This is a genomic window from Sodalis sp. RH14 (assembly GCF_047324285.1).
In the GTDB taxonomy this organism is placed as follows: domain Bacteria; phylum Pseudomonadota; class Gammaproteobacteria; order Enterobacterales; family Enterobacteriaceae; genus Acerihabitans.
Map to the genome: position 1 here is coordinate 1,569,601 of NZ_CP178739.1, position 26,288 is coordinate 1,595,888.

The window sequence follows — 26,288 nt, forward strand, 5'->3', positions numbered from 1 at the left end:
AACAATGCCGCGAAATGCGCCCGGTATGGCGTCATGGTAAGTGCCTAAATACCGCCTTATCTTAAATATGGGGGATAAGTGGGCGATTTCAAGGGGGGACGCGCTAACGCCATCAAATGACGCGACAGGCAAATCCTTTCAAATAGAGTCCTTCAGGGTAGGGCGCCATGACCGGATGGTCGGCCGCCTGGCGAAACTGCTCGATAAACTGCATATCCCGGTGGGCATCCAGCGCGGCGTCGGCGATGATTTTCTGGAACAGATCGGTGGTCATCAGGCCGGAACAGGAAAAGGTTAATAAAATGCCTTCCGGCGCCAGTAATTGCATAGCCAGCATATTAATATCTTTATAACCGCGACAGGCGCTGGCCAGCTGGTTTTTATTTTCAACGAATTTGGGCGGGTCCATGATGATCATATCGAATTGCCGTCCCTCCTCGCGATATTTACGCAGCAGCTGAAACACATCTTCACGGACAAATTCGGCTTTATCCACATCAAGATGGTTGAGTTCAATATTGCTTTTAGCGATATCCAGCACGTGTTGGGACGTATCGACGCTGGTGACCTGCAGGCAGTCCCCCAGCAGTACCGACACCGAAAAGGCCCCGGTATAGGAAAAACAATTTAATACCCGCCGGCCGGCGGCATATTTACGTGCGGCCAGGCGGCTATCACGCTGATCAAGATAAAAACCGGTTTTATGTCCCTGCGTGATATCCACCAGGATCGCCATATCATGCTCGCTAATGGCCAACAGTTCCGGCGGTGTCTCGCCGACAATCACCCCGCTGGCTAATTCGAGGCCCTCTTTTTTCCGTACCGAGACATCGGAACGATCGTAAATAGCGCAATCGGGGTAACAACGTTGCAGCGCCAGCGTCAGCGTCGGCCGGTGATACTCCGCGCCGGCCGACAGCAGCTGCAAGACAAAAAAACGGCCGTAGCGATCGATGGTAATGCCCGGCAGGCCGTCGGATTCGCCGGCTATCAGCCGATAAGCATCCAGCCCATCCCTGGCGGCCAGCCTGGTGCGAAAATCCTGGGCAACATTCAGGCGGCGGACAAAAAACTCGACATCGATTTCTTCGTCGGCGACAAACGTCCAGACGCGGGCGCGGATTTGCGAGGATGGCGAGTACGCCGCCCGGGCCAGCCAGTTGCCCTTATCATCACAGATATCGATGGTTTCGCCAGACTGGGGTTTGCCTTCCAGGCGGTGGACGGCGCCGGAGAAAATCCAGGGGTGGCGGCGGAGCAGTGATTTTTCACGGCCTTTGGCCAGGAAAAGACGTTTTGTCATCATAAGGTATACTAAACCTGAGAAATGGAGCGCCATTTTGCGAATAAGCGCAGTCAATTGCAAACATTAGCCGACGCGAGGGGGAAATGATGGACAAGGTATGTACCGCCGTTTACGTCTATGGTGTAGTGCAGGGCGTAGGGTTTCGCTACTCAACCCAGCATCAGGCAAGACAACTGGGTCTCTCGGGTTATGCCCGCAATCAGGACGACGGCGGCGTCGAAGTCATGGTCTGCGGTGAACCGGCGCAGGTGGAAAAACTGCTGGCGTGGTTAAAACAGGGAGGGCCGCGCGGCGCGCAGATCGAGCGTATCCTGACCGAGCCGAAAAACGCCGCCGATTTTAACGGATTCCAAATCCGTCATTGATTCAGATGCAGTTGACCGGTTTAGGCAATCCGGCGATTTTGGTTGCCTGCTTGGCCGGCCCCTGCGGAAATAACCGGTACAGGTAGCGGCTATTGCCTTTCTCTTCACCGTATTTCTGCCCCATGGCTTTGACCAGCATCCGGATGGCGGGGGAGGTATTATATTGCAAGTAGAAGTCGCGCACGAAATGAATCACCTGCCAATGGGCTTCCGTCATCTCGATGTGTTCCCGCAAGGCAATCTCCCTCGCCAGCGCCTCATGCCAATCCGCGCTGTTTTTCAAATAACCCTGCGTATCGGTCGCTATTTCCACGCCATTAAACTGCATCACATCTTCCCGTTATCAATAAACGATTGCGCATCCATAATAACAAATTTTGTTCTGTTGAAAAACAAAACCCCGCCGAAGCGGGGTATCGGGAAGGGGCCGTGCCAGCGGTCAATTATTGCGCATAACGCCAAGAATGCTCAGCAGGCTGACGAAAATATTGTACAGCGAGACATACAGGCCCACCGTCGCACGGATATAGTTGGTTTCGCCGCCGTGGATGATATTGCTGGTTTCCCATAAAATGGCACCCGACGAAAACAGGATAAACAGCACGCTTATCGCCAGGGACAACGCCGGAATTTGCAGGAACAGATTGGCGATTACCGCCACCAATAGCACCACGAATCCCGCCATCATCATGCCCGACAGGAACGACATATCCTTGCGAGTGGTCAGGACATAAGCGGAACAGGCAAAAAAGACCAGCGCGGTGCCGCCCAGCGCCACCATGATCACGTCGCCGGCGCCCGAGCTAAGAAGCATGCTCAGCAAGGGACCCAGCGCATAACCCAGGAAACCGGTAAACGCGAAAGCCGCCACGATTCCCGCCGGGCTGTTAGCCAAGCGGTAGGTCAGGAACATCAGGCCATAAAACCCGACCATCATCAGGATAAGGCCCGGCGCGGGTAATTGCAGCAATGTGCTGGCGGTGGCCGTCAATGCCGAAAAGCCCAACGTCAACGACAGCAGGAAATAAGTATTACGCAGCACTTTGTGTGTGCTTAATAGCGAATGCTCACGCGAGTTTGTCGCGACCAAACGATCCATGGGATAGCCTCTTAGGGTGTATTGACAGGTATTCGATTGTCAGATTAATAGGTTGCCGGCGCCCGGCAAAATCGTTTTACCCTTCTTTACGCTGCGGACGCGGGCGGCGGCGGCTTACCGCCCGGCGATGCGTCAAAAGACTATAAAATACTCTCCCGCATCATTATGGATGAAATTTCAAGCGATTGGATCAAAACGCGCTTTACAACAGAAACGACTCTGTTTATAGTTCGCCTCGTTGCGGAGGAGTGGCCGAGTGGTTGAAGGCACCGGTCTTGAAAACCGGCGACGCGCAAGCGTTCTAGAGTTCGAATCTCTACTCCTCCGCCATCTTTCCCTGTATTTTCCGCCCCATCCCAAACACTATCCCAATACAATACCAGGCAGTCCGGCCTCCTGCGGCGCAATACTTATTTTCCGGACTTACCATGCGTCCTTGTCCGGCGCTAGGCGTTGTTATGGTAATCAAGGGGGATGCCATGCGTCTTTATGGTGCACAGGCACGATGCAAACGGGCTGCAACCCTGCCGTCCCGTCCGGAGAAGCGCGCTAAAAGAAGACAGTGTTCGCCATAACTTATTCTTATTTAACTGTAAACTTTGCTTAATGGTTAAATTTAAGTAAAACGATATTTTTTGGTCTGCTTCTTGCATTAATTCTCTTCGTTAGTTATGGCAAAGCTGCGACGGAGGCAGAAATGAATTTAAGACGACTAAAATACTTTGTGAAAATCGTCGATATCGGTAGCCTGACACAGGCGGCGGAAGTCCTGCATATTGCACAACCCGCGCTAAGTCAACAAGTTGCCACGCTGGAAAGTGAACTCGACCAGAAATTGCTGGTGAGGACCAAACGGGGGGTAACGCCCACCGAAGCCGGCAAAATTCTTTATTCGCATGCCCGGGCTATTTTACAACAATGCGAGCTTGCGCAAAAAGCCGTCTGCAACGTTGACCAAACCTTGAATGGGCAAGTTTCCATCGGCCTGGCGCCGGGTACGTCATCTTGTCCGCTTATCATGCCTTTGCTGCAATCCGTCAGAGACCAATATCCGCAGTTAACGGTCTATCTGCATGAAAATAGCTCTACGGTGCTGAATGAAAAGGTGAGTAGCGGGCATCTGGATTTAGCTGTTCATTATGACCCGGCCATTTATTCAGGCATTAATAGCCTGCCGTTGCTAAAGGAAGATCTGTATTTGGTGGGCACCCAGGACAATCCTGGCAAAAGTATCGAATTGCACGATGTCGCCAGCCGGCAATTGTTCCTGCCATGTGATTTTTCGGCTATCCGCAAACGCGTGGATGAGGCTTTCTCCTTAAGGCGCCTGAGTGCGAAAATCATCGGTGAAATAGATTCCATCGCCACATTGACCGCCGCGGTGGCCAGCGGCATGGGCGCGGCGGTACTGCCAGAATCCACCGCCTCGGCCGTAGTGCGTTCGGCGAACGCCTGGATGTCGCGGATCGTCAGCCCTGGTTTGCCTTTACCCCTCACCTTGAACATGTCGTCGCGCTTGCCCCTTTCCCCTTCGGCTACTGTGGTCAAGAATCTGCTGACGTCCCTGGCGACTTCCGCAAAACCCGCCCAGGAAAAACAGGCATTGCTGCTGGCCAGCTAGCCTGAGTGGACCTAGGCAGCCACAACGAAACGGTCACCCGGGTATCAACGGGTGCCGTTTTTTTTTACCGGTTATCCACATCACGCGTGTCCTGGACGCTATGCTGTCCACTATCAATATTTGCTTGATATAAATTAATCTAATCAATTAATATGCTAAAAAATGCGAGCCGCTTTAAACGTTATTAAAGCGCGCTCGCACCCGATTTCATTAAAGGAACCCTAATGAACAGCTTATTGTCCCAATTGCTGATCACGCTTGCCCAAAAAGAAGCGGCGGAAAAAGAACTGCACGCCACGGTTGAATCGCTGGAAATATTAGTCGCCGCGCTGATTTCAGCCCTGGCGCCGGCTCAAAAAAAGGATGTTATCACCACGGTGGAAACAGCCCTTGACGAGATGCGGCAACGAACGGATATTGCCTACAAATCCGATCTTGATCTGCTCGGCAGCAATATCGAGCGCATCACGGCCGTGGCAAAACGTCGTTGACAGCGCACGGTTTTCAGAACCAACCGGCATTCACTTTGTGTCTGGCGTTATATTTTTTTATATATAGCGCTATGGGGGCCCTCGCCCATCAGCCCGCTTGTGTTGCCGCCAGAAGCCGATAAAACGAGGGTTTTCTTCAGGGAAGAAATATTTTTCACTATTTAAAGTACTATTTTTAGAGAGATATTATAAATTGTTTTTTTGAGCGAGCATTCCTGGCCCTGACGAATATACTATTTTTAAGATTGAGATAATTATTGGGTCTTGCGAATAGGCCGCTCAGCTGTAGTTTTTCATTAGTAGGTTGATAATTATGAAGACACTAGGGTTAATCCTCGAAAATGCACTGGAAGAAATCTGCGCGGGTAAAAAATTGTTTCTCCCCGAAGCCGGTACTCAGGAAGCAATGGACGCCTTTCAGTCGATAGCCAAAGCTATCAGTTATGCGGACAGTGAAGGATTGGTGGAACATTGCCAGTTTGGCATTGCCGATTTTACGGAGCGATTAACCTTTTCCAAGGTGCTGGTGGCAGGCGGTATAACAGAGCTGGGCTATGAGTTTTTGCGCAAGCGTTACGACAGCGACCGCCAGCAGAAAGTGAGTTAATGCCGTTGCTGGTTAGGTTACCCGTTTGCAAAACCACCAGGGCCAACTGGTGCTTGGCAGCAAAGCCAGTTGCGTAAATTGTCATGTCTGATCGTGGGCAGCTCAGCGAGAGGTGACTCTCAGGGCGCCACTGATATCGGGATGGCGGCGTCGTTGGCACCGCTACAATGAACCCTATAGCACCTGACGTATTAAAACGGCACTGTTAAGCGGGTGTTCTGACGCCTACCTCACGTATTGCCATACGGTTGGGGGGACCTTGTCATACAGTTTTCCCATCGTCAGCTCCGCAAGGCGGTGATCCGCCGCACCGTAGAATTCGACCAGTTCCGCTTCCGGCAGTCTATCCTTCATATGTTCGACGACTTTTTCCAGCGTTTCAACCGTATTGCAGCGCCTCAGCCTCATTAAAAAATCAACTTTACCCATAAAATTGCATTTATCCGTTAAAAAGAGATGATAATCTCAGAAAATGAATTGGTTATGATTGCCGGGATATTATCAGCATCAAAATACCCGCGCGGCGAATCGGAATAAAATACGCAGCCCGTTTACCTTCTTCCGGGCGTTAATCATCAGCGTCTGGTAAACATGCATCTTGGATCTATGTAATATAGAAACTAACCATTCATTACCGGCATAGCCGTCCCAAAGAGGGCTAGCATAACAGCTTCTTGGCAGCTTGGATAATAATCGCTATAAAAATATCCATTTTGCGAGGGATATTAAGTTTTTAAGCGGGCGTCTATTATAAGTTACATTAGATGATGCAACGGGAAAACGATATAAACCCTATAGTTAGCATGGGGATAGGGTTGAAATGTTATAAAAACCTTTCGCGGTTAATTTATTTTAATAACAGAGAGCCCACGGCTCGAGGTAAAAATAAAATAAGGTTTTAATATTTAATGTCACTTTTTTTGATTTTCTTTCAATGGCCTTTTACTAAATTAATTACTCTGTTTACCGGCGACTAACACCGGGCCAGCGTTTTCGTTATGAAGGCTAATGATGCCAAGGCCATCTGCACTCTATCGCGCCGGCATGGCAGTGCCCGGTGTGGCATCGTCTGTTTGCTCCTGTCACCGGGCAGATGTTTGCGAGGGTTATAGACCTCTAAACGTTTTTTCGTTCAACCCTTTCCTCACCCCAAAAAAGCGTGTCTTTCGAGGTTTTGGCGAAAGCGATTTCCAGCGCTTCATCACTGCCATCTTCCCAAATTTTCTGCGCCAGGGCCTCATCGTTATCAGCGACCTGGAAGATAGCTTCGGCAATTTCAAGGGACGTTTCCCGAATCTCAGCCCATGCTTGTATGTTATCCGCCATGGTTTCTCCTTAATGCGTTTTATAAGGTGGGTGGGTGCGAGGCATATACCTATTAATGATACAACCTGAACTATAGTGCAATTACGGGCAGACCGCCTTCCAGCCCGCATGGCCTGACAAGCGGCGCCGTGTTGGGGAACGGCGCTCGCGGCTGGCGCAACAAGGCGGGTCAGGGATCAGCTTTTCATTTTTAACGTAATACCGGCGACATATTCGCCCTGGTAACGGGCAATATCCAATTCCGGGGCCGAAGGCTGGCGCGATCCGTCTCCTCCCGCAAGCGTCGACGCGCCATAGGGCGTCCCTCCCCGCACCTGCGAGATATCAAACAGCTGTTTAGCGCCGTAGCCGATAGGCACCAGAATAAAGCCGTGATGGGCAAGCGTCGTCCAGGTAGAGGTAATGGTATGTTCTTGTCCGCCGCCGGTGCCGGTGGAGGTAAATACGCTGCCTATCTTGCCGTAAAGCGCTCCGGCGGCCCATAAAGCGCCGGTTTGGTCGAGAAAAGTACGCATTTGGCCGCTCATATTGCCAAAGCGGGTAGGAGTGCCAAAAATGATGGCGTCATAATCGGCCAGCTCCTGCGGCCTGGCTTCAGGGACATCTGGGCTGGATTTTCCTCCCGCCTGCGCAAACAGGTCCGGCGGCATGGTTTCAGGCACCCGTTTTACGGTGACCTCGGCGCCGCTTACCTTGCGCGCACCTTCGGCAACCGCCTGGGCCATGGTGGCGATGTGACCGTACATAGAATAATAAAGTACCAGAATCTTAGCCATATAAGTGCTTCCTTATCGGTGAGAAGATAGGGCATCAGCCTGCTGATGCCTTGATCGGTGGGATGATAGGGTATCGCCTGATCCTGCCTGATGAATCCGCCTGATTGTCTTTAACCATAATAGTTTAGCCACACTATGCAAATGAATTATAATGGATTGGTTTTGCGGTGGCTGGCCTTACGATGAAAAGGGTATTCATAAAGCCGATAAATGATAATAAATATTTCTGATTCCCAGGGGCAATAGTAATGCCTTTCGATAAAATTTATTTAGGTTCAATGCATTACATTAGCCCGTTGAAATAATAAAGTTTTTTCATCGGTGTTTTGTTTCATATTATTAATATTTTGCCTGTCGGCTGCAGGATTAGCTATACTGTTTATCAAGGCGTTGGTAATACGCTGTTTGATTTTGTGAACCAGCGTCTTAATGAAGATAATGCTTCAAGATGATTATCTTCATTATGCCCTATGATTCTCTTAACTTAACTCGGAGGTTAACAATGACCGAACATCGTGGCGGTTCAGGTAACTTTGCGGAAGATCGTGAAAGAGCATCAGAAGCAGGCAGGAAAGGAGGTCAGCACAGCGGGGGAAATTTCAAAAATGACCCGCAGCGTGCGTCCAGAGCCGGTGAAAAAGGCGGCCGCAGCAGTAATAGCGGACGCCAGTCTTAAACCGCAATGGACATGACCACCGGCCGCCGGGGAAACCCGGCGGTTTTTTTATGCGTCAAAATTTTTTTGCGAGCAGCGGGTGCTGGTTATTATTGGGAAGCAGGCCAATTCAGGTTCGACCCCACGGTTTTTCACAGGCGAGCCGGTCGCGCGTATTATGCCGGCAGATAACTGACGGAATGCTCCGGGCTTTCGCTTTTCGCATCAATCACTACACTCCATAACCCGCTGTATGGCACGCCCAGATAGGCTGTCGCCCGGTTGCTGACCCCGGGGATATCGCTGAATCCCAGGGCGGATGGCTCGGTAGGCTGCTGATTTTCACAGAGCAAATGAATATTGCATTTCTGGGAACAATGGACAACAACCGTGTCGCCACCAAATAGTTTCAGCCGCGTGCGAATAATGGACATGGAAAAACTCCCGATCTCAATGATGAATTTTAGATAATGCAGCATTTGCGTGAAGCGCATCACTGACATAACCAACAAACCACTGACCTTATAAAATCATTGAGTGGGCATAAATTTAATGACTTTAATCAAATTTTGTTGAGTTTAAAAAAAATAGTTGAATAAAAGCGCCCGCACTTGTGACAAGAGCGCGTCGTGACGTACAAAACCTGTCAATGGAGTCGCATATGGCCTGGCACGATCCTGTCCTTTGCCCATCATAAGGCCTTATGTACCCTGAAAGGTAACTGTCATCATGTCCTGAATTTTTCTCTGGTGCCAACGCCCGGCACCGGGCCGGCCCTTTCCGCCAACCCGGGATGTTGACCGGCGCTTATTGCCTGGCGCCGGCGTTGTGTGCAGGAACATCTATGCCTGCATCTTATGCCGGCGGGCAGATCCCGTCGTTTATGTTTACCTGCGCTTTGCACATTACCCTCTTTGTCGTAAGCAAAAAACGGTGGGGCGTCAGGCCAGCTAACCGGTGTGTGCCAGCGTAATGGCCAGTCATCGCGTAACAGGTCAGAACTCACCGACCTATAACGGCTTTATTATGCTTAGGTTGAACTCTGGTCAGGTAGATATAGACGTCAAAAATAGCACGCTGCGAGATAGTGAGGACTTAAAAATTTAATGGACGTTATGCATTTTATTCTTTTCAAAAAAAACGGTTCGTTACGTGTTGAAGGGGAATGCCATATTATTAAAAAAAATTATATTGTCGTGGCGGACCAGAGAATTATCACCGGTAAACAAGATAATGACGATGCAGTCTTTATCCGCTGTTACCCGGCAGACTTATTACACTTACGTCAGGATATTATTTTCGAGGAAAATTCTCTAACAGATTCTAGGTATGCAAATAAAATCTTGTATCGGTCATTCCCTATTGATAGTTTGATTATCGAAAGTACAGAAAAACTCATGCGTATGGCAAACAGTTTACCGAGCTGCTTTTTGTACCTCTATTGCCTTGGCATTGACAAATGTTATTTTTCGCACCTGTTGCGTCAATTTGTCGGCGTCAATATGAATAATACGTTACTGGACTTTTTTGAACAAAATTACCTGAAACAGTGGGCCGTGGCCAGATATGCCAGGGAGCTGGGCATTTCCCCCCCAAAATTGAACGTTGTCTTTTATCAACAATACGGGATGCCGATCAAACAGTGGTTAATGGAAAAACGGCTCAAGAAAAGCGGTGAGCTGCTTCTCAGCACCACGCTGCGCGTGGCGGATATTGCTCTGGAGTGTGGTTTTAGCAGCCATGCACATTTTTCCGCCTTATTCCGCAGGCGTTTCCAGATTTGTCCGTCGCTATTTCGTATCATGGCAAAAAAAACCGCAAAATGATCTGTCATCAACATGGCTAATATGTAATCGCCTTTGTTAACAAGTGGTTAAGTGTGGCCATAATTCCACCAAATATAAGCTGCCAAACGCGTGTTTGCGCATTTTTGTTATAAAACACCACGAAGCGTTTGACAGGAGGGCTCAACTAGAGAATAATGCACGGCGTTGGGTCGTTAGCTCAGTTGGTAGAGCAGTTGACTCTTAATCAATTGGTCGCAGGTTCGAACCCTGCACGACCCACCAACAACCCCCTCCCTGTTGTGATCTGTATTACAATTTTAGACTCACCAAAACCCCAATATCGCCTCACGTCAATCCTGTATCCGCCAATAAAAATACCGCACATTATTTGTTCGGCTTATTATTTAAGCAGGCATAACATAATGTATGCGAATATCCTGGAAGTGTCGATATCGCTATCAGGCCAACTTTTTTAAATCCATTATGGGTTTGTGGGAGAAGGTTTTTGTCAATTTCCCAGGTTGTCGTCGTGTGAATGAATGACTGCATGCTGATTAAAATCTAATCAAAAGTCAATGTTTACCTGATGCCTGCTTCAGCTGACCGCGAGTTTCAGCAAGCGTCGTGAATAGGGTAAGTATGGCCATATCACAAAGGCGTTGAATCCGGCGCTATACATGATCTGAAGGTAAAGTTTTCGTGGGTGCCAGGCTGTTAAAGGCGTGGGAGTTGCAAAGTTTAATGCCCTTTCGCAAAGTGAAAGGGCATCGGTGATTGCTCTATTTTAATTTTACAGGCATGGATAAGTCCTTAAACATTTATTAAAATAGAGAATAAATCCGGGTTATAAGAATCTTGGGCAGGAGATTGCCATAACCCGCGGTGGGCAGAGATGAGCGGCCATTATTTATGGCTGCTGGAACCGCCTTTTTTACCAGCTTCAGATGCCTTTTCAGGATTATTTTTGAAGCCACCGCCGCCGCTGCCGCTCTTCTGGCCGCCTTTTTTACCCGCTTCCGACGCTTTTTGTTTATCATCAGAGAAGTTACCGTTACTACCACGATGTTCTGCCATAATACTCACCTAAATTTATTAAAAACGATTAATAAGATTCATCTGAAGAATGGCAATAAAAATAGCGCCAAACCCAGATGATGAGTTGGTGGTATAAGTAATCCTTATCACCAGTAAATAAAGGTTAGAAGAGCTGGCGGAAAAGCGCAAATTTACATTTTGTTTGCGAATAATCTTACCATTTTTATATGGTATTGATTCCTTGTAGAAAATTTAAGTTTTGATCAATACCGCTAATAACGTTACTCCGTTGAATTTACATAGCAATATGAATTATTTTTATTGGTAAGTATTTGGCATTATGTTTTAATTCAATAATATCAATGCGTTAACTTTAATATAATTTTAAGTAATTATCTAAATGGAAAATTATTATTTATAATAAGTACTATGTTTAATGACATTTTCACTTAGGGAAAATACTGTCAAGCGCACGCAGGGTTGGCGTAGCGCAGCGCAGGATCAGGAATGTGCTGGATAGCATCAGAAAACTGGCAACGAGGAAAAATATCAAATTGCGGCCAATGGGCCACTAGCTGGACATAAAACCGGATGGCGGAAATAAGCGGCATCCGGTATAACGTTTAACACATACCTACAAAAAATGAATTATTTATGTTTATTTTCGTGGGATTTTTTGTTTTGTTCTCTGTCATGACCCTGCTTGGTTTGTGCGGGTTGCGCGTTGCCTGCTTCGTTGCCGGCAGACCGGTTTTCGTTCTTGCCGTTCTTTAGCTCAGCAGTGGACGCATTGTTTTTTTTGCTTGAATTTTCAACAGGTTTCTTGGACATGCTTATTCCTTAACCATAGATAACGACATTTGCCACTCTAAATGGGTTGGCCTACGAATACTGCGCCCTTCAGCGGCCGTTATTATGGATGTAGATCAATTTTTTTGTTATTGACGGGATTTCTTAGCAATGCCGACGATGTGTTTTATGCTGTGACTCTCTGGTTCTCGTGGCGGTGGGAAGCAAACCCCAGGCAATTACAGGCTTATGTTATGAATAGTGATGCGATACCGGTCGTTACTGTCAGGCGTTCACGCTGGCCCATCCTAAAAAAGATCTCTTGCAAAATAAAAAGCTAAAGATTATAGTGTATAATAATTATACTTGTTATTATTTTATGGTTGATTTCGCATCATGTCATGCCTGTTTATGATATTAGACATATAGTATGGTTGCGTCGTAGTTTGTTTTCCGGCGCAGGGTCTTTTACTCGACATAAGCATTCAGATGACTAACCACAGCAGTCGTATTATCCTCGATAAATCCCTTGCGACAGAAGGCATTACATCTAAAGTCGATCGTTGGCGCTCGGGTGTTAACGCCGCCTTGCTTGAATCCAATTTTTCGCATAGCCAGGCTGAACAGCTTACCTGGAGTGTCGAGGCTCATCATTTTGATGTGTTTATTTGCGGGCGACTGCGGTCTACTGGCCAAAGTCTCATTAATTTACCGCACAAATATGATAATTTAAATGACCATTTTATTTTGATGGTCGTGGTAGAGGGGGGTATTGAAGGCAAAGCGGGGTATGTTGATATTGAGCTTTCCCCTGGGGATATTATTTTACTCGACGTATTGCAGCCGATTAAAATGCAGATGAAAGAAGGGCGCAAGTCGAATTATGTCGATGTCCTTTACGTGGCTATCCCGCGCGCGCTGCTCTCGGAAATTGATGATTGCTGTCAACTACACGGAAAAATAATTCCCCAAAAAGATTTCCTGAGCCGCCTTATCGCCACTAATATTGCCGCCTTGATGAGCCACAGTGCTAATTTCAGCGACAGTGAGGTAAACCAGGTTGCAAGGCCTGTGATCGACTTTGTTATTTCAGCCATACGCTCTACTCACGCAATCATTCAGCCCATCATGATGGACACGAAAATACATATCATCACGCGGATTTGCGACTTTATTCAAGAGCATCTCCGTTTGCCGGCGCTCGGCGCGGAATTGATCTGTCAAAAATTCGGTTTGTCGCGCTCCTCGCTTTACCGGTTGTTTGAACCTTTTGGCGGCATTGTCGCCCATATCCGCAAAAAGAGAATCGTCGCCGCAACGCGAATGTTACTTAAACCGCAATATCGACAGTGGAAGGTGGCCGAAATCGCCTATTACTGGCAGTTTGAACCGGCCGCGTTTAACCGTCTGTTTTTCTCCGCTTATGGCCTGACGCCCAACCAGGCGCGCAAAGAGCATCACGAATTGTGGGCGCTGGAAAATATGAACGAATCGCAAGTAGTCTGGCTACGCTCACTTTGAAGGCCAAGGTTCGGCTCACTATCATCCAAGCCCTGGCGTTCGCGTTATCGCAGATTCATATCAGGGTTTGGTACTCGAACCGCAAGAACAGGTTACCAGGCTGCTGCAAGTACAATTTCCGACATTTTGCGGGCTGCCTTGTGGCACCGGATCGGAAGAGGCCCGGGGTTCAACGCAGCCAGTAAGAATCGATCCCGCCAGCGCAATCATCGCTAAAAACAATGCCTTTTTCATCGTTTACTCCTGCCATTTTTTTTGATTATAGCCTGCTTTTAATTAAATCCAGTATGGATTTCGCCATGAAATCAATACGAAAATAAGATTGATAGCGGTAAGGCGGTCAACCCGCGGCATAATAGCGTTGCCAAACGATGATCACCAGCCAGGCGGCGGCCGTCCAGCATAAGACCGCACCAAATAAGGCATAGGGCAGCCGCCAGGAACCGATAAGAAAATACAGGGAGATAAGATAGATCAGGTAGGGGATCACCGCCCAAATGCCGAACAGGATGGTGGTGCGCAGCGCATCGATGCCGCGCTCGCCGCCGACAATATAATGCGCGATAAGCGCAAAGGTGGGAAAGAGGGGAAGCAGTCCGGCAAGATAATAGTTGCGCGTTTTTGACAGCACCCCGATTAATACGACAATTGCGGCGCCCAACAAGGCTTTCAGTAATAAATTCATGGAATCACTAACGTACTTGAAGTCAGGATTGGCATTTTAGCATGGTTTACTTCAGGTCCGCTGTGGCCTATGGCGCTTACCCTGGCATCGGTTAAGAGGCACCCTGCCAGGGTATGCGCCTGAACGACTACTGCTTATAGGCGTACTTGATCTGTTTTATCGTATTGCTGAAGACATCCGCCTGCGCCGGGTCTTCCAGCTCGGTGATATATTTTTCCATCTTGATAATGACTTTGCCCGCGTCGGCTTGTCCCATGGCTTTGAGTATCAATGTCACCATGGCCTTCATGCAATTGAGCTCCTGCGCCAGAACGGCGTTATCATTGTCGGTGGAAAATTCAACATTGCCCATTGGGTCTCCTGGAATTTAATGTGGTCTCGGTCGATCCGGTTGCAGTGGCAAGGCCGTATCAACACCATTTCAGTGCCAATTATAACAGATTTGTTTTGGATATTTAACGAAACACCGGAGTATCTTCAGTGAAGAGGTTAAAAAATTTGCTCCCGCCAGGGATATAATTTACCGCGGGCAAAGCGGCATGGGCCGGCGAGGCATTCATCCGCAAGCGGCAATATGCGCTCGATAGCGTAAAATGTAAGTTCGAAAGTAATAACTAATTAATATTTTAATGAATATCTTTTCAAAAAGTATGATTTATTGATATGTAATTTTATAATTATTTTTTTTAATTCATTGTTTTTAATGTCTTTTCACTATTTTGCGCGACGGTCAACTTTTAGGCGATATAAACTGTGGACTGAATACCAATACGGAGGGCGAGGGTAGCGCCATCAAAGGATTGTGAAACAGTCAAGCGAATGTTGTTAAATTCTCTTGCCGTAGCTTAACCGATCTGTCTAAAATGAGTATCAACAGGTGGCACTGCTGAATTTTTATAGTATAAGCGGATATCTATATTCATTATTTACTTAAAAAGCAGTAATATTAAGTCATAAATATTTGATTCGCTTTACATCACTCCCTTTTTTTGGAGATTTTATCTTTGATAAGCGTTTTTCTTGTTGATGACCACGAATTGGTGCGTGCAGGGATACGCCGTATTCTTGATGATATCAAAGGTTTTAAAGTGGTTGGCGAGGCGCAGTGCGGTGAAGATGCGGTAAAATGGTGTCGCAGCAACTGTGTAAATGTCGTGCTGATGGATATGAACATGCCGGGTATTGGCGGTCTGGAGGCTACCCGTAAGATCATACGCTTCTCACCTGATATTAAAGTTATCATGCTCACCATTCACACTGAGAATCCATTACCTGCTAAAGTAATGCAGGCGGGAGCCGCAGGTTATCTAAGCAAAGCGGCGGCGCCTCAGGAAGTGATTTGTGCCATCCGCTCCGTCAATGCAGGCAAACGCTATATCGCTTCTGATATCGCACAGCAAATGGCCTTGAGCCAGCTCGAGCCACAGACTGAGACCCCGTTTGAATGTTTGTCCCAACGCGAGCTGCAGATCATGCTGATGATCACGAAGGGGCAAAAAGTGAATGAAATTTCAGAACAACTCAACCTGAGTCCTAAAACGGTTAATAGCTATCGTTATAGAATGTTTAGTAAACTTAACATCGGTGGAGACGTTGAGTTAACACATCTGGCCATTCGGCACGGGTTGTTTAATGCGGAGAGTTTATTAAGCAGTGACTGACAGCTTCAATCCTAAAGAATTTCTTAAAACCGTCACCAGTCAGCCCGGCGTCTACAGAATGTACGACGCTACGGACACTGTCATTTATGTCGGCAAGGCAAAGGACCTGAAAAAACGTCTGGCGAGTTACTTCCGTCTGCAGGTTTCCAGTCGCAAAACCGAAGCCTTGGTCAAGCTCATCGCCCAAATCGACGTCACCATCACCCATACCGAGACCGAGGCGCTGTTACTGGAACATAATTATATCAAGTTGTTCCAACCGCGTTATAACGTCTTGCTCAGGGATGATAAATCCTACCCGTTGATTTTCCTTAGCAGCGATACGCATCCGCGCCTGAGCTTTCACCGCGGCGCCAAGCATGCCAAGGGCGAGTATTTCGGTCCTTTTCCCAACGGCTACGCCGTGCGGGAAACGCTTGCGCTGTTGCAAAAACTGTTTCCCATCCGGCAATGCGAGGACAGCGTTTACCGCAACCGTTCCCGCCCCTGCCTGCAATACCAGATCGGGCGCTGTCTGGGGCCGTGCGTTAAAGGACTGGTGAGCGATGAGGAGTACCAACATCAGGTTGATTATGTCCGCTTGTTTTTATCCGGCAAGGATCAGCAGGTCCTGAATCAGCTGGTCGAGCGCATGGAGCTGGCGAGCCGGGCGTTGAATTTTGAAGAGGCCGCCCGGGCGCGCGATCAGATACAGGCGGTAAGACGGGTCACCGAAAAACAGTTTGTTACGGGGGATCATGAGGACCTGGACGTTATCGGCGTGGCGTTCGATGCCGGAATGGCGTGCGTGCACGTGTTATTCATCCGGCAGGGCAAGGTCTTGGGCAGCCGCAGTTATTTTCCTAAAGTGCCGATAGGAACCGACCTTTCCGAAGTGGTGCAGACGTTTGTCGGTCAGTTCTACCTGCAAGGCAGCCAGATGCGGACATTGCCCGGGGAAATTCTGCTTGATTTTTCCCTGCCGGAAAAAGATTTGTTATCGGAATCGTTAAGTGAACTGGCCGGTCGTAAAGTCCACATCCAGTCCCACCCCCGCGGCGATCGCGCGCGTTATCTGAAATTGGCGCGTACCAATGCCGCAACGGCGCTGGTGACAAAGTTAGCGCAGCAGTCCACGATTCATCAGCGTCTGGCGGCGTTGGCGGAATTGCTGGGCCTGGATGCCATCAAGCGGATGGAATGTTTTGACATCAGTCATACCATGGGGGAACAAACCATTGCTTCCTGCGTCGTATTCGACGCCAATGGACCCGTGCGGGCCGAGTACCGCCGCTTCAATATAGAGGGCATTACCCCTGGGGACGATTACGCGGCCATGACCCAGGTATTGCGCCGCCGCTATGGCAAGGCGCTGGAGGAAAGCAAGATTCCCGATGTGGTGATTATCGACGGCGGCAAGGGACAATTGGGGATGGCGATTGATGTGTTTGCCCAGCTGGATGTGCCCTGGGATAAATCACGTGTTATTTTGTTGGGGGTGGCCAAAGGCACCGACCGTAAGGCCGGGTTGGAAACGCTGTTTTTCAAAGCCCACGGCGAAGGCATATCGCTGCCGCCTGATTCGCCAGCCCTGCACGTCATCCAGCATATCAGGGATGATTCGCATAACCATGCGATTACCGGGCACCGCAACAAACGCGCAAAGGTCAAAAATACCAGCGCGTTGGAATTAATTGAGGGTGTGGGCCCTAAACGTCGACAAACCCTGTTAAAATACATGGGCGGTTTGCAGCCTTTACGGAACGCAAGTCTTGAGGAAATTGCTCAGGTGCCCGGTATTTCGAACGCATTGGCAGAAAAAATTTTTAATGCATTGAAACACTAACGGCGATGTAGCAACATACTCGTTATCTCCGTCCAGCCAGATAGTTAACGTGGCATTATGCAATTGAATATACCGACTTGGCTTACATTGTTGCGTGTCGTAATGATACCTTTTTTCGTCCTGGCTTTTTACCTGCCTTTCTACTGGGCGCCCCTGGCCTGCGCGTTGATCTTTATCCTGGCGGCGGTCACTGACTGGTTTGATGGCTTCCTGGCACGTCGCTGGAAGCAAACGACGCGTTTCGGCGCGTTCCTGGATCCGGTGGCGGATAAAGTCATGGTGGCCATCGCCTTGGTCTTGGTGGCGGAACATTTTCATTCCTGGTGGATAACGCTGCCCGCGGCGACGATGATCGCTCGTGAGATCATTATTTCGGCGCTGCGCGAGTGGATGGCTGAGATTGGCAAACGCAGCAGCGTCGCCGTTTCCTGGATCGGCAAGGTGAAAACCACCGCCCAGATGCTGGCGCTGGTTGCATTGCTCTGGCGCCCCGAGCAGATCGTCACCGGTATCGGCATCGCCGCGCTTTATGTTGCCGCGGTACTGACATTCTGGTCGATGTTTCAGTATTTGAACGCCGCCCGTCATGATTTGTTCGAACACTGATCGAAGCGCCGTAAAAATCAACAAACAGGCGCCTGGGCGCGATAATTCTATTGACTCGCTACGTCAGGTCAGTAGAATGCAACGCATCGAAAGCAACGACCGATTGCCAGACGATAACAGTAAAAATTAGTAAGTTAAAACAAGTAGCTTTCATCGATGCGGGAATAGCTCAGTGGTAGAGCACAACCTTGCCAAGGTTGGGGTCGCGAGTTCGAGCCTCGTTTCCCGCTCCAGATGTACAACGAAGCCTTTTTAAGAGGCAGCAAAGGCGCGTTGGCAGAGTGGCCATGCAGCGGATTGCAAATCCGCCCACCTCGGTTCGACTCCGGGACGCGCCTCCAATATGTTATTCCCCGACGCCCGGGTGGTGGAATCGGTAGACACAAGGGATTTAAAATCCCTCGGCTTTATGGCTGTACGGGTTCAAGTCCCGTCCCGGGTACCACACCAGAATTCGTAATAAAAACAAAGTAGTATGAACAAGTTGATACCGCCGATAGGCGGTTTTTTTATGGCTGTGGTTTGACTGTCGTAATAGCATTTCAAAATAAAAATACTAAAGCTCCTCTCATTTCCCAATGATCTGCGACCTGCAATAATAGCTGTCGAGTTGATAAATAAGCGCGGTTTAACCGGGCTACTCAAGCATCTTTACCCCAAGCTATGGGCGAGTAGCGCAGTCATCAGGCTGCAACCAACCGGTGTAGCTGTGAGGTATCAACTTCTTTCTGGGCTACCCAAAGGCTGTAATTGTCTTGGAGATTGAGCCAGAATTTCGCCGAACTGCCAAGTACCGCTGAAAGTTTCAGGGCCATTTCTGGAGAAACCGCAGAATGACCGCTCACCAGCCGTTGTGCGGTGGAAGGGGCGACATGCAGTGCGCGGGATAACTCACGAATGCCGATATTAAGATCGTCCAGGGTTTCTGCAATGATTTCACCTGGGTGCGGCGGATTAAACATAGTCATCAGTGATAATCCTCATAATTAATGACATAGGCGTTGCCATCCATAAATTCAAATGTAATGCGCCAGTTGCCCGTAACGGTTATAGACCATTGGCCTTTCCTGTCCCCAGTTAGCGCGTGAAGGCAATATCCCGGCCGATCAATATCTTTGATATCTTCCGCCGCATCGATAACCGCTAGACGTAGGCGGAGTTTACCAGACTGCTGCGCGTTGATACCTGCGGTTGACCCTTTCTCAAAAAACAGGCGCAATCCTTTGTGCTTAAAGCTTTTAATCATGAAGTGGCTCTGGGTGTTGCGTACTAAGGAACAATATAACACTGTTCCTCAGCACGCAACACTTCTTTGATTGTATGCTAGCGGGGGAGTGGCGGGAATGAGTATCTTCATTCAAATAGTAACTACACAATCCGCATCAGCCCAAATTAACCCGCCATCATGATTTGCAACCGGCTGATTATACGTAACTCTATGATTTCAATATCATACTGAGGGTTTTTAAATCCCTCGGCTTTATGGCTGTACGGGTTCAAATCCCGTCCCGGGTACCACACCTGAATTCGTAATAAAAACAAAGTAGTATGAACAAATTGATACCGCCGATAGGCGGTTTTTTTATGCCTGGGATTTGCCGCCAAAACCAGAATATGACTACATCCTGACAATACTGATTTATTGTGACGATGATATCGCCTGAAATATTAGATGAATACACTGATTTTGCAAAGATTGAACGCCACGGAGGCCATGCGGTGACGCCATGATCCGCTGGTATTCAAGCCACGTTTACTTTTTTAGGCCGACCGCCAAGCTTGCCATTCGCCTTTGAGGCAGCGCGTTTCTTCTCGGAGGTCGCGGAACCTCCTTTGCGGCCAAGTTCGCGTGCCATCCATTTGCTGGTTCCTGTATAGCCATCCATTATCGCCGGGATAAACACATCGGCGTCAATAGCCGGGAAGTAAAGTCCGTTCCCCAGAGGCGTAATCTCTATGTCTGTCAGTTCCGCAGCGCTAGCAGTGCTTAATCCCTGAACAATCGCCGGCGGTATGGCCAATTCGATACCAGATACTAATGTTACGATGACGCGTTGCGATTTGGCATCATAGCGGGCCGCAATGGCACGTAACGGGCTATTCATCGTTTCCTGGCCGCGCTGCACGGCTGCATCGATTTGTGTTTTAGTTGCCATGGATTTGCTCCCATGCTGACTGTAGTTGTGGCAGTTGTTTAAGAAGCTCCTTCTCGATCTCCGCGAGTTCCTTAGGTTTTACGCCAATCATTTCTCTCAGCTCAATGTTGTCTTTTAGCAAAACAAAAACAACCTGGCCATTGGTTCCTATAACATGTACATGCGGAGGTAAATGATCCATGGTGTAAATCATCACCCGCCATCCTTTAAACCTGAAAATTGTTGGCATGGGCAACCTAAACCTAAACGTTTGGGTTATTTTAGATGGCATTTTGTAAGAATGCAATATGCGGGATGCGCTAGTGAGAATGGCAGTTTAGCGCTGAATAATGACTACCGCCGCCGCAATCACCCAGATAAACCCATATGATGGTTTATAAGGTGCTGTATTTATTCAACGCCTTGATTTATATAAAGCTATGAAGGTTTTTAAAATCCATCGGCTTTATGGCTGTACGGGTTCAAGTCCCGTCCCGGGTACTACCCGGAATTCGTAATAAAAACAAAGTAGAAAAGCAGGTTGATACCGCCGATAGGCGGTTTTTTATGCCTGGGGTTTGGCTTTCATAATATCATTTCAAAATAAAAATACTAAGGCTACTCACTTTGTCCCAATGATCTGCGACCTGCAAAAATAGCTGTCGAGTTGATAAATAAGCGCGGTTTAACCGGGCTACTCATGCATCTTTACTCGCGAGACACACAAGTGCAGGGAAGCTATGGGAGAGTACCGCAGTCATCAGGCTGCAACCAACCGGTGTAGCTGTGAGATATCAACTTCTTTCTGGGCTACCCAAAGGCTGTAATTGACTTAGCGATTGAGCCAGAATTTCGCCGAACTGCCAAATACCTTTGAAAGTTTCAGCGCCATTTCCGGAGAAACCGCAGAATGACCGCTGACCAGCTGTTGTGCGGTGGAAGGGGCGACATGCAGTGCGCGGGAGAATTCACGAATGCCGATATTAAGATCGTCCAGAGTCTCTGCGATAATTCCTCCGGGCTGCGGCTGATTAAACATACTCATCAGTGATAATCCTCATAATTAATGACATAGGCATTGCCATCCATAAATTCAAACGTAATGCGCCAGTTTCCCGTGACGGTTATAGACCATTGGCCTTTTCTATCCCCGGTAAGCGCGTGAAGGCAATATCCCGGCCGGTCAATATCTTTGATATCTTCCGCCGCATCGATAACTGCTAGACGTAGGCGGAGTTTACCAGACTGCTGCGCGTCGATGCCCGCAGTCGACCCTTTCTCCAAAAACAGGCGCAATCCTTTGTGATCTGCGCCCCAGATTTTGGACATTCTATGTTGCTTCCCCAAGACGGAATGGCGTTCAGCGCCCCGCCAGTTCTACTCTCCAGAACTAAAGTTAAAGCTGGTTCAGCTTGCTCTACAACCAGGTACATCCGTTGCCGAGGTCGCTCGGCGTCACAATGTGAATGGCAATGTCCGGTTCAGGTGGATACGCCGGTTCGAGTGTGAAGGATAGGTTACCCGCCATCAGCCCAAAGCCGGCCACACCCCGTCCGCCCCCACGCTTTTACCTGTCCATATCACCGAAAACCCCGCGACGCCTGCGGCCCCGCAGAAATCTCCGCTGGAGCACCCCTGTTCCTGTGAAATCACATTTCCCCGGGGACGGATGATGGTGACGGCACCTTCGGCCGCGTTGCTGACCGTCCTGGTTCATGAGCTCATGCAAGGCCCGCAATTATGCTCGGCTTACCGGCGGGCACCTGTATCTGGCTGGTCGCCGGCCAGACTGACATGCGAAAGGGCTTCCAGGGCCTGGCCGGCCAAGTCGTATCCGCCCTCCAGCAAGACCCGCTGTCCGGCCATGTCTTCGTCTTCTGGGAAAAACGCGGCAACCTGACAAAGGTGTTTTGGTCGACCGGGGACGGCCTGTGCCTGCCGGCAAAACGCCTTGGGCGCGGCCGCTTGGTCTGGCCGCAATCCCGGGAGGGAAAAGTCTTCCTGACGCCAGCCCGGTTATCGATGCTGTTTAAAGAAATAAATTGGAAACAACCGGAACGCACTTCGTTTAACCTGGCGATATTGTAATAACCCGATAGCTTCCCTTAACATCCTGGCATGAAACGAAAAAATCATGCCTTGCCTACTGATGTGCCCGCGCTGCAAGCGCTGGTACTGCAACAACAAACGCTGGTCGCGCAACAACAGGCGACCATCGCATCCCTGCACAATGACCTTAACGCACGCAAAGCAGAAATCGACCGCCTGCTGGCGCAACTGGCGAAACTGCGGCGCCTGTACTTCGGCCGCAGCTCGGAAAAGGCCGGGCGGCAGAGCGTCCGGCTGGAGCATCGCCTGGAAGCGCTACTGACGGAAGAGACGTCCCAGTCTGCGCGTGTCGAGGACCCGGCGGTGCCGCCGGCCTTACGCCCCTCACCGGTACGTCGGCCTTTACCGTCACACCTGCCGCGTGAAGAGCGCTGCCTGGAGCCGCACGAACCGGCCTGTCCCGCCTGCGGCGGCGACCTTAAGCCGCTGGGCGAGGATGTCAGCGAACAGCTTGAGCTGATTAAAAGCGCGTTCAAGGTGATAAAAACCCGGCGTAAAAAGAAAGCCTGCGCCCGCTGCGATGTCATCGTCCAGGCGCCGGCGCCGTCGCACCCCATCGAACGTGGCATCGCCGGCCCGGGCCTGCTGGCGCGCGTGATGACGGCGAAATACGCCGAGCACTCGCCGCTATATCGACAATCGGAAATCTTTGCCCGTCAGGGCGTCACACTGAGCCGGGCCACCATGGCCGGCTGGGTGGGGTTGTGCAGTAATCTGCTGGCGCCGCTGGCCGACGCGGTATGCGACTATGTTATGGACACCGGCAAGGTGCACGTCGACGACACGCCGGTGGACGTGCTGCAACCCGGCAAAGGTAAACCGAAAACCGGCCGGCTGTGGGTCTATGTGCGTGACGACCGCAATGCCGGTTCGCGACTTCCACCCGCGGTGTGGTTCACCTACAGCCCGGACCGCAAGGGGATTCATCCGCCAACGCATCTGGCCGGGTTCAGCGGACTGTTGCAGGCGGATGCGTACGCGGGCTTCAATCCGCCATACGAAGAAGGCCCTATCCGCGAGGTCGGCTGCATGGCCCACGCCCGGCGTAAAATCCATGATATCCATGTTCGCCATCCGTCGCCAACCACCACCGAAGCCCTGCAGAGGATCGGTGAACTGTATGCTATCGAAGCCGACATCCGGGGGCGCCCGGCCGAAGAACGACAACAGGTGCGCGAAGCGCGATCCCAGCCGTTACTGATGGGCCTGGAGAGCTGCATCAGGGAAAAACTCACCACATTGCCGCGACAGGCCGATACGGCAAAGGCGTTCAACTATCTGATGAACCACTGGCCGGCGTTGTGTTACTACGCCGGCGATGGCTGGGTGGAGATCGATAACAATATCGCGGAAAATGCGCTGCGGGTGGTGAGCCTGGGCCGCAAGAACTATCTGTTCTTCGGTTCGGACAGCGACGGTGAACGGGCGGCATCGGCAGTTGCAAGCTAAACGGCGTTGAATCAAAAGCGCATCTGGGTCATGTGCTGGCGGTTATTGTGGAGCATCCTATCAACAAGATCAAAGATCTCCTGCCATGGAACCTCGAAATCCCTGCTGAGTAACTGTCAATACGGCGCTGGGGGCCGCATATTGCAAAACGGAGGTAACACATAGATATAAAGGCTCTTGACCGCAATGTGATATTGCCGGCAATACTGTGGTTTGGATAATCCGCTGCATTGCCAGGCTTAAATATGCCGCAGTTGCTCGGTGCGGGAATGCCTTTTTGCCATGATAGATTTCACAACAATTGAAAAGGGTGAAATAAGAATGCGTTAACAAAAATCATCAACAAGGCGAGATGCCGGGTCGCTTACGTTATCTCCGTCCATGCATTTAATTGAAGATTAAATACCCTGTCTGCAGACTTAATCATCTCTGGCCGGTGAGCAACAAAAATCCGTGTTATTGATAGGTGGCCAATCGAGCTAATTATTTTTTTTTCATTTTCAATGTCGAGGTCACTAGTTGCTTCATCAAGCAGCAAGATATCCGGTTGTCGATATAGGGCTCTGGCAATGGAAACTCGCTGAAGTTGCCCGCCTGATAGAGTCCCGCTGATATCACCAATCATTGAATCATATCCCATTGGCATTGCGCAGATCTCTTCGTCAATCGCCGCATGGCTTGCACATTCCGCCATTCGCTTTACATCTGGGGAATCTGAGAAACTAGTGATATTATTTTGTAAAGTTCCGGCGAGCAACTTATCATCTTGCATGACAAAAGCGATATGCTCCCTAATAGCTTTTTTCCCGAGATTGAACATATTCATCCCATTAATAAAAATGCTACCATCGGTGGGTTCATATAAACCAGCCAATACATGAAGAAATGTTGACTTTCCACAACCCGATGGCCCAATAATGGCTATACTTTCTCCAGGTTGAACGTCTATATTTATCCCTTCAAATAGATAAGGTTCGGATGGGGAATGACGATACGACAGATTGCGGACTGTGATATACCCATTTACTTGCAACTGTGGTTTATCTTCATCATTTGGTTCTACAGGAGATATGGCAATATCCGTCAGGCGTTGACTGTGCATAGATACCAGACAAAAGGCAGAAACTGCATTTACTAGTTTTACTGTACGAGTTATCATCATATCTGAGTAAAGCATCACAGCTAATAAGGTACCAGTAGTCATCCCATTATCATATCCTATAGCACCTACGATAAGCACACAGATACCGGCAAAACCGATTAGAAGCACAGCTATAGTGTTAGTCAAAAGATCAAGTTTAAAAAGTTGATTTCCTGCCTTTGTACTATTAATAACGTGATTTAACCACTCTCGTCGACGAATAGGGGTTAAGTTAAGCATTTTAATGGTTTTAATAGCCCTAACGGTCTCAAGAAAATGTGATGATTGAACCGCTTCGAAAGAGATATGTTCAATTTTTCGAGTCCGGTATAAAGAAAATAAGCCCGCCTTAAGCACTACATATGCGGTTGCGGCTGTGAGTGGGCCAATAGCCAAGAGAGGGGAATAAATCAGAATTATGATTATTGAAATGACAATAACAATTGCGTCGAGTATTGAGGCTACCATTTCAGCGGTAAATGCTTCTTGTATAGCAGTCAGAGACTGGAAGCGTGATGTGATGTCGCCTATATGGCGCTTTTCGAAAAAAGGTAGGGTCAATCGGATGAGTCGATTGAAAAACATCTCAGCCCACTTTACACCAAGCGTACAACGAAGATTCATTAGTACCAAAGCTCGAATTACCGAAAATACGGACTTTATCAGTAGCGCAGAGATGACTATTAACCCTACAAAAATTATTCCTTCAAGATCAGATGAACGAATTAGCGTGTCGATGGTGAATTTTGTTGCAGCTGGCACTGCAATAGAAAGCAGTTCAACTAAAACAGAGAGCGCCAGAACTCCGGAAACGATGCGTATTAAACCTCTTATTCCGGAGAAAAGATCTGACACTTTGACATTCATTTCAAGTGGTTTTTTGTCAAATGCCTCAGCGGGCCATGCTTCAATCATGATACCTGTGAATTTATCTGATAATTCGCGCAAAGAAATTTTTCGTCGACCCATACTGGGATCATGAATAATGACACCTCGATGTGTCATTTTAGCTATTACTACAAAATGATTAAATGACCAGTGAATAATAACTGGGCGGCTTAGCGAACGCAGTTCGCCAAGTTCTATTCGCGAAGCACGGGCCGTCATTCCTACTTGTTCAAATGCCCTTATGAGTTCACTTAATGTCATGCCGTGACTGGCTACGTCATGTAAAAAGCGTGCAGATGCAAGGTCAAGGCGTTTGCCGAAATAGCCAGCTATCATAGCCAAACATGCTAATCCACATTCATTCGTTTCTGATTGTAAAATAAGAGGTGTTTTCTGCCAGGAAAATAACAT

30 protein-coding genes, 5 tRNA genes and 1 pseudogene are annotated in these 26,288 nt (G+C 48.9%); 18 read left to right on the forward strand and 18 right to left on the reverse strand.

Translation table 11 applies throughout. The features are described from left to right. Positions 1-112 precede the first annotated feature (112 nt). Positions 113-1,303 carry a 23S rRNA (cytosine(1962)-C(5))-methyltransferase RlmI gene (gene rlmI, locus ACL2XQ_RS06965; RefSeq protein WP_413728811.1) on the reverse strand — a complete coding sequence of 397 codons (1,191 nt, stop codon included), beginning with the start codon at positions 1,301-1,303 and terminating at the stop codon, positions 113-115. An 89-nt stretch (positions 1,304-1,392) separates the two neighbouring features. Between rlmI and yccX the strand changes: the two genes are divergently transcribed. Beyond that, a complete protein-coding gene (gene yccX, locus ACL2XQ_RS06970; protein WP_413730961.1) occupies positions 1,393-1,671 on the forward strand; it encodes an acylphosphatase in 279 nt (92 codons plus the stop codon). Between the two features lies 1 nt (position 1,672). Here the strand turns inward: yccX and ACL2XQ_RS06975 are convergent, their stop codons facing one another. Both ACL2XQ_RS06975 and yccA read right to left on the reverse strand, forming a co-directional pair. Continuing rightward, the gene (locus ACL2XQ_RS06975; protein ID WP_410015866.1) at positions 1,673-1,999 is read right to left on the reverse strand and encodes a TusE/DsrC/DsvC family sulfur relay protein; all 327 of its coding nucleotides are present in this window, start codon (positions 1,997-1,999) and stop codon (positions 1,673-1,675) included. A 111-nt stretch (positions 2,000-2,110) separates the two neighbouring features. Continuing rightward, positions 2,111-2,770 carry an FtsH protease modulator YccA gene (gene yccA, locus ACL2XQ_RS06980; RefSeq protein ID WP_410015865.1) on the reverse strand — a complete coding sequence of 220 codons (660 nt, stop codon included), beginning with the start codon at positions 2,768-2,770 and terminating at the stop codon, positions 2,111-2,113. A gap of 242 nt (positions 2,771-3,012) precedes the next feature. Here yccA and ACL2XQ_RS06985 point away from each other — a divergent pair. The 4 genes from ACL2XQ_RS06985 to ACL2XQ_RS07000 all read left to right on the forward strand — a co-directional run bounded on the left by ACL2XQ_RS06985 (position 3,013) and on the right by ACL2XQ_RS07000 (position 5,489). Beyond that, positions 3,013-3,100, forward strand: a tRNA-Ser gene (locus ACL2XQ_RS06985). Between the two features lie 367 nt (positions 3,101-3,467). Continuing rightward, positions 3,468-4,391 (forward strand): nitrogen assimilation transcriptional regulator NAC, encoded by a 924-nt coding sequence (gene nac / locus ACL2XQ_RS06990; protein WP_410015864.1) that lies wholly within the window; start codon positions 3,468-3,470, stop codon positions 4,389-4,391. A 224-nt stretch (positions 4,392-4,615) separates the two neighbouring features. Continuing rightward, positions 4,616-4,882, forward strand: a complete 267-nt coding sequence (locus ACL2XQ_RS06995) for a sigma-S stabilization anti-adapter protein IraP (protein ID WP_410015863.1) — start codon at positions 4,616-4,618, stop codon at positions 4,880-4,882. A gap of 313 nt (positions 4,883-5,195) precedes the next feature. After that, positions 5,196-5,489: a hypothetical protein gene (locus ACL2XQ_RS07000; protein ID WP_410015862.1), complete on the forward strand. Its 294-nt coding sequence runs from the start codon at positions 5,196-5,198 to the stop codon at positions 5,487-5,489. Positions 5,490-5,714: 225 nt separating this feature from the next. Here ACL2XQ_RS07000 and ACL2XQ_RS07005 read toward each other — a convergent pair whose 3' ends face one another. From ACL2XQ_RS07005 to wrbA, 3 genes are all read right to left on the reverse strand, one after another. Next, a complete protein-coding gene (locus ACL2XQ_RS07005; protein WP_410015861.1) occupies positions 5,715-5,918 on the reverse strand; it encodes an HHA domain-containing protein in 204 nt (67 codons plus the stop codon). 687 nt (positions 5,919-6,605) lie between these two features. Further along, positions 6,606-6,815 (reverse strand): YccJ family protein, encoded by a 210-nt coding sequence (locus ACL2XQ_RS07010; protein WP_410015860.1) that lies wholly within the window; start codon positions 6,813-6,815, stop codon positions 6,606-6,608. A 176-nt stretch (positions 6,816-6,991) separates the two neighbouring features. Then, a complete protein-coding gene (gene wrbA / locus ACL2XQ_RS07015; protein ID WP_410015859.1) occupies positions 6,992-7,591 on the reverse strand; it encodes an NAD(P)H:quinone oxidoreductase in 600 nt (199 codons plus the stop codon). Between the two features lie 502 nt (positions 7,592-8,093). Between wrbA and ACL2XQ_RS07020 the strand changes: the two genes are divergently transcribed. Then, entirely contained in the window at positions 8,094-8,267 is a 174-nt protein-coding gene (locus tag ACL2XQ_RS07020) for a general stress protein (RefSeq protein ID WP_410015858.1), read from the forward strand. A 155-nt stretch (positions 8,268-8,422) separates the two neighbouring features. On the opposite strand, the gene ACL2XQ_RS07025 is transcribed toward ACL2XQ_RS07020, so the two are convergent. Continuing rightward, a complete protein-coding gene (locus ACL2XQ_RS07025) occupies positions 8,423-8,680 on the reverse strand; it encodes a DUF1883 domain-containing protein (RefSeq protein ID WP_410016585.1) in 258 nt (85 codons plus the stop codon). 672 nt (positions 8,681-9,352) lie between these two features. Between ACL2XQ_RS07025 and ACL2XQ_RS07030 the strand changes: the two genes are divergently transcribed. Further along, positions 9,353-10,072 (forward strand): helix-turn-helix domain-containing protein, encoded by a 720-nt coding sequence (locus tag ACL2XQ_RS07030; protein WP_413740180.1) that lies wholly within the window; start codon positions 9,353-9,355, stop codon positions 10,070-10,072. Positions 10,073-10,239: 167 nt separating this feature from the next. Then, positions 10,240-10,315 (forward strand) — tRNA-Lys (locus ACL2XQ_RS07035). 621 nt (positions 10,316-10,936) lie between these two features. Here the strand turns inward: ACL2XQ_RS07035 and ACL2XQ_RS07040 are convergent. Beyond that, complete coding sequence (locus tag ACL2XQ_RS07040; RefSeq protein WP_410015856.1) at positions 10,937-11,107, reverse strand: KGG domain-containing protein; 171 nt, start codon at positions 11,105-11,107, stop codon at positions 10,937-10,939. A 609-nt stretch (positions 11,108-11,716) separates the two neighbouring features. Beyond that, positions 11,717-11,899, reverse strand: coding sequence for a hypothetical protein (locus ACL2XQ_RS07045; RefSeq protein ID WP_410015855.1), 183 nt, complete (start codon positions 11,897-11,899; stop codon positions 11,717-11,719). Between the two features lie 447 nt (positions 11,900-12,346). On the opposite strand from ACL2XQ_RS07045, the gene ACL2XQ_RS07050 reads away from it, so the two are divergent. Continuing rightward, positions 12,347-13,378 carry a helix-turn-helix domain-containing protein gene (locus ACL2XQ_RS07050; protein WP_410015854.1) on the forward strand — a complete coding sequence of 344 codons (1,032 nt, stop codon included), beginning with the start codon at positions 12,347-12,349 and terminating at the stop codon, positions 13,376-13,378. A gap of 340 nt (positions 13,379-13,718) precedes the next feature. Here ACL2XQ_RS07050 and ACL2XQ_RS07055 read toward each other — a convergent pair whose 3' ends face one another. Both ACL2XQ_RS07055 and ACL2XQ_RS07060 read right to left on the reverse strand, forming a co-directional pair. Beyond that, a complete protein-coding gene (locus tag ACL2XQ_RS07055; protein WP_413733163.1) occupies positions 13,719-14,063 on the reverse strand; it encodes a GlpM family protein in 345 nt (114 codons plus the stop codon). A 127-nt stretch (positions 14,064-14,190) separates the two neighbouring features. Then, positions 14,191-14,415 (reverse strand): DUF2594 family protein, encoded by a 225-nt coding sequence (locus ACL2XQ_RS07060; RefSeq protein ID WP_410015852.1) that lies wholly within the window; start codon positions 14,413-14,415, stop codon positions 14,191-14,193. A 652-nt stretch (positions 14,416-15,067) separates the two neighbouring features. Here ACL2XQ_RS07060 and uvrY point away from each other — a divergent pair. The 6 genes from uvrY to ACL2XQ_RS07090 all read left to right on the forward strand — a co-directional run bounded on the left by uvrY (position 15,068) and on the right by ACL2XQ_RS07090 (position 18,600). Then, positions 15,068-15,724: a UvrY/SirA/GacA family response regulator transcription factor gene (gene uvrY, locus ACL2XQ_RS07065; RefSeq protein WP_410015851.1), complete on the forward strand. Its 657-nt coding sequence runs from the start codon at positions 15,068-15,070 to the stop codon at positions 15,722-15,724. Next, positions 15,717-17,549, forward strand: a complete 1,833-nt coding sequence (uvrC, locus tag ACL2XQ_RS07070) for an excinuclease ABC subunit UvrC (protein ID WP_410015850.1) — start codon at positions 15,717-15,719, stop codon at positions 17,547-17,549. Before uvrY ends, uvrC begins: the two co-directional genes overlap by 8 nt. Before the next feature lie 57 nt (positions 17,550-17,606). Beyond that, positions 17,607-18,155 (forward strand): CDP-diacylglycerol--glycerol-3-phosphate 3-phosphatidyltransferase, encoded by a 549-nt coding sequence (gene pgsA, locus ACL2XQ_RS07075; RefSeq protein WP_410015849.1) that lies wholly within the window; start codon positions 17,607-17,609, stop codon positions 18,153-18,155. A 158-nt stretch (positions 18,156-18,313) separates the two neighbouring features. Beyond that, a tRNA-Gly gene (locus ACL2XQ_RS07080) sits at positions 18,314-18,388 on the forward strand. A gap of 34 nt (positions 18,389-18,422) precedes the next feature. Then, a tRNA-Cys gene (locus ACL2XQ_RS07085) sits at positions 18,423-18,496 on the forward strand. Positions 18,497-18,513: 17 nt separating this feature from the next. After that, positions 18,514-18,600 (forward strand) — tRNA-Leu (locus ACL2XQ_RS07090). A gap of 238 nt (positions 18,601-18,838) precedes the next feature. Here the strand turns inward: ACL2XQ_RS07090 and ACL2XQ_RS07095 are convergent. The 6 genes from ACL2XQ_RS07095 to ACL2XQ_RS07120 form a co-directional block, all read right to left on the reverse strand. Beyond that, positions 18,839-19,123, reverse strand: a complete 285-nt coding sequence (locus ACL2XQ_RS07095; RefSeq protein ID WP_162364622.1) for a HigA family addiction module antitoxin — start codon at positions 19,121-19,123, stop codon at positions 18,839-18,841. Further along, on the reverse strand, positions 19,123-19,401 hold the full coding sequence (locus ACL2XQ_RS07100) for a type II toxin-antitoxin system RelE/ParE family toxin (RefSeq protein ID WP_410015796.1): 279 nt from the start codon (positions 19,399-19,401) through the stop codon (positions 19,123-19,125). The genes ACL2XQ_RS07095 and ACL2XQ_RS07100 overlap by 1 nt, the downstream gene beginning before the upstream one ends. A 496-nt stretch (positions 19,402-19,897) precedes the next feature. Then, a complete protein-coding gene (locus ACL2XQ_RS07105) occupies positions 19,898-20,311 on the reverse strand; it encodes a DUF2442 domain-containing protein (RefSeq protein ID WP_410015795.1) in 414 nt (137 codons plus the stop codon). Then, positions 20,301-20,504: a DUF4160 domain-containing protein gene (locus tag ACL2XQ_RS07110; RefSeq protein ID WP_410015794.1), complete on the reverse strand. Its 204-nt coding sequence runs from the start codon at positions 20,502-20,504 to the stop codon at positions 20,301-20,303. The genes ACL2XQ_RS07105 and ACL2XQ_RS07110 overlap by 11 nt, the downstream gene beginning before the upstream one ends. 618 nt (positions 20,505-21,122) lie before the next feature. Beyond that, on the reverse strand, positions 21,123-21,335 hold the full coding sequence (locus ACL2XQ_RS07115) for a HigA family addiction module antitoxin (protein WP_413740181.1): 213 nt from the start codon (positions 21,333-21,335) through the stop codon (positions 21,123-21,125). Then, complete coding sequence (locus tag ACL2XQ_RS07120) at positions 21,335-21,619, reverse strand: type II toxin-antitoxin system RelE/ParE family toxin (protein ID WP_410015792.1); 285 nt, start codon at positions 21,617-21,619, stop codon at positions 21,335-21,337. Before ACL2XQ_RS07120 ends, ACL2XQ_RS07115 begins: the two co-directional genes overlap by 1 nt. Here ACL2XQ_RS07120 and ACL2XQ_RS07125 point away from each other — a divergent pair. From ACL2XQ_RS07125 to tnpC, 3 genes and pseudogenes are all read left to right on the forward strand, one after another. Next, the gene (locus ACL2XQ_RS07125; protein WP_413740182.1) at positions 21,612-21,806 is read left to right on the forward strand and encodes a transposase; all 195 of its coding nucleotides are present in this window, start codon (positions 21,612-21,614) and stop codon (positions 21,804-21,806) included. The genes ACL2XQ_RS07120 and ACL2XQ_RS07125 overlap by 8 nt on opposite strands. Positions 21,807-22,030: 224 nt before the next feature. Next, positions 22,031-22,378, forward strand: a complete 348-nt coding sequence (gene tnpB / locus ACL2XQ_RS07130; RefSeq protein ID WP_413740183.1) for an IS66 family insertion sequence element accessory protein TnpB — start codon at positions 22,031-22,033, stop codon at positions 22,376-22,378. A 30-nt stretch (positions 22,379-22,408) separates the two neighbouring features. Beyond that, a pseudogene (tnpC, locus tag ACL2XQ_RS07135) lies at positions 22,409-23,961 on the forward strand (IS66 family transposase). Positions 23,962-24,212: 251 nt separating this feature from the next. On the opposite strand, the gene ACL2XQ_RS07140 reads toward tnpC, so the two are convergent. Continuing rightward, positions 24,213-26,288, reverse strand: a complete 2,076-nt coding sequence (locus ACL2XQ_RS07140; protein WP_413740184.1) for a peptidase domain-containing ABC transporter — start codon at positions 26,286-26,288, stop codon at positions 24,213-24,215.

What these genes read in the sequence shown, in the direction of transcription:
- rlmI (WP_413728811.1), bottom strand. Translation starts at nt 1,303, where the DNA reads ATGACAAAACGTCTTTTCCTGGCCAAAGGCCGTGAAAAATCACTGCTC.
- yccX (WP_413730961.1), top strand. Translation starts at nt 1,393, where the DNA reads ATGGACAAGGTATGTACCGCCGTTTACGTCTATGGTGTAGTGCAGGGC.
- ACL2XQ_RS06975 (WP_410015866.1), bottom strand. Translation starts at nt 1,999, where the DNA reads ATGCAGTTTAATGGCGTGGAAATAGCGACCGATACGCAGGGTTATTTG.
- yccA (WP_410015865.1), bottom strand. Translation starts at nt 2,770, where the DNA reads ATGGATCGTTTGGTCGCGACAAACTCGCGTGAGCATTCGCTATTAAGC.
- nac (WP_410015864.1), top strand. Translation starts at nt 3,468, where the DNA reads ATGAATTTAAGACGACTAAAATACTTTGTGAAAATCGTCGATATCGGT.
- ACL2XQ_RS06995 (WP_410015863.1), top strand. Translation starts at nt 4,616, where the DNA reads ATGAACAGCTTATTGTCCCAATTGCTGATCACGCTTGCCCAAAAAGAA.
- ACL2XQ_RS07000 (WP_410015862.1), top strand. Translation starts at nt 5,196, where the DNA reads ATGAAGACACTAGGGTTAATCCTCGAAAATGCACTGGAAGAAATCTGC.
- ACL2XQ_RS07005 (WP_410015861.1), bottom strand. Translation starts at nt 5,918, where the DNA reads ATGGGTAAAGTTGATTTTTTAATGAGGCTGAGGCGCTGCAATACGGTT.
- ACL2XQ_RS07010 (WP_410015860.1), bottom strand. Translation starts at nt 6,815, where the DNA reads ATGGCGGATAACATACAAGCATGGGCTGAGATTCGGGAAACGTCCCTT.
- wrbA (WP_410015859.1), bottom strand. Translation starts at nt 7,591, where the DNA reads ATGGCTAAGATTCTGGTACTTTATTATTCTATGTACGGTCACATCGCC.
- ACL2XQ_RS07020 (WP_410015858.1), top strand. Translation starts at nt 8,094, where the DNA reads ATGACCGAACATCGTGGCGGTTCAGGTAACTTTGCGGAAGATCGTGAA.
- ACL2XQ_RS07025 (WP_410016585.1), bottom strand. Translation starts at nt 8,680, where the DNA reads ATGTCCATTATTCGCACGCGGCTGAAACTATTTGGTGGCGACACGGTT.
- ACL2XQ_RS07030 (WP_413740180.1), top strand. Translation starts at nt 9,353, where the DNA reads ATGGACGTTATGCATTTTATTCTTTTCAAAAAAAACGGTTCGTTACGT.
- ACL2XQ_RS07040 (WP_410015856.1), bottom strand. Translation starts at nt 11,107, where the DNA reads ATGGCAGAACATCGTGGTAGTAACGGTAACTTCTCTGATGATAAACAA.
- ACL2XQ_RS07045 (WP_410015855.1), bottom strand. Translation starts at nt 11,899, where the DNA reads ATGTCCAAGAAACCTGTTGAAAATTCAAGCAAAAAAAACAATGCGTCC.
- ACL2XQ_RS07050 (WP_410015854.1), top strand. Translation starts at nt 12,347, where the DNA reads ATGACTAACCACAGCAGTCGTATTATCCTCGATAAATCCCTTGCGACA.
- ACL2XQ_RS07055 (WP_413733163.1), bottom strand. Translation starts at nt 14,063, where the DNA reads ATGAATTTATTACTGAAAGCCTTGTTGGGCGCCGCAATTGTCGTATTA.
- ACL2XQ_RS07060 (WP_410015852.1), bottom strand. Translation starts at nt 14,415, where the DNA reads ATGGGCAATGTTGAATTTTCCACCGACAATGATAACGCCGTTCTGGCG.
- pgsA (WP_410015849.1), top strand. Translation starts at nt 17,607, where the DNA reads ATGCAATTGAATATACCGACTTGGCTTACATTGTTGCGTGTCGTAATG.
- ACL2XQ_RS07095 (WP_162364622.1), bottom strand. Translation starts at nt 19,123, where the DNA reads ATGACTATGTTTAATCCGCCGCACCCAGGTGAAATCATTGCAGAAACC.
- ACL2XQ_RS07100 (WP_410015796.1), bottom strand. Translation starts at nt 19,401, where the DNA reads ATGATTAAAAGCTTTAAGCACAAAGGATTGCGCCTGTTTTTTGAGAAA.
- ACL2XQ_RS07105 (WP_410015795.1), bottom strand. Translation starts at nt 20,311, where the DNA reads ATGGCAACTAAAACACAAATCGATGCAGCCGTGCAGCGCGGCCAGGAA.
- ACL2XQ_RS07110 (WP_410015794.1), bottom strand. Translation starts at nt 20,504, where the DNA reads ATGATTTACACCATGGATCATTTACCTCCGCATGTACATGTTATAGGA.
- ACL2XQ_RS07115 (WP_413740181.1), bottom strand. Translation starts at nt 21,335, where the DNA reads ATGAGTATGTTTAATCAGCCGCAGCCCGGAGGAATTATCGCAGAGACT.
- ACL2XQ_RS07120 (WP_410015792.1), bottom strand. Translation starts at nt 21,619, where the DNA reads ATGTCCAAAATCTGGGGCGCAGATCACAAAGGATTGCGCCTGTTTTTG.
- tnpB (WP_413740183.1), top strand. Translation starts at nt 22,031, where the DNA reads ATGCTCGGCTTACCGGCGGGCACCTGTATCTGGCTGGTCGCCGGCCAG.
- ACL2XQ_RS07140 (WP_413740184.1), bottom strand. Translation starts at nt 26,288, where the DNA reads ATGTTATTTTCCTGGCAGAAAACACCTCTTATTTTACAATCAGAAACG.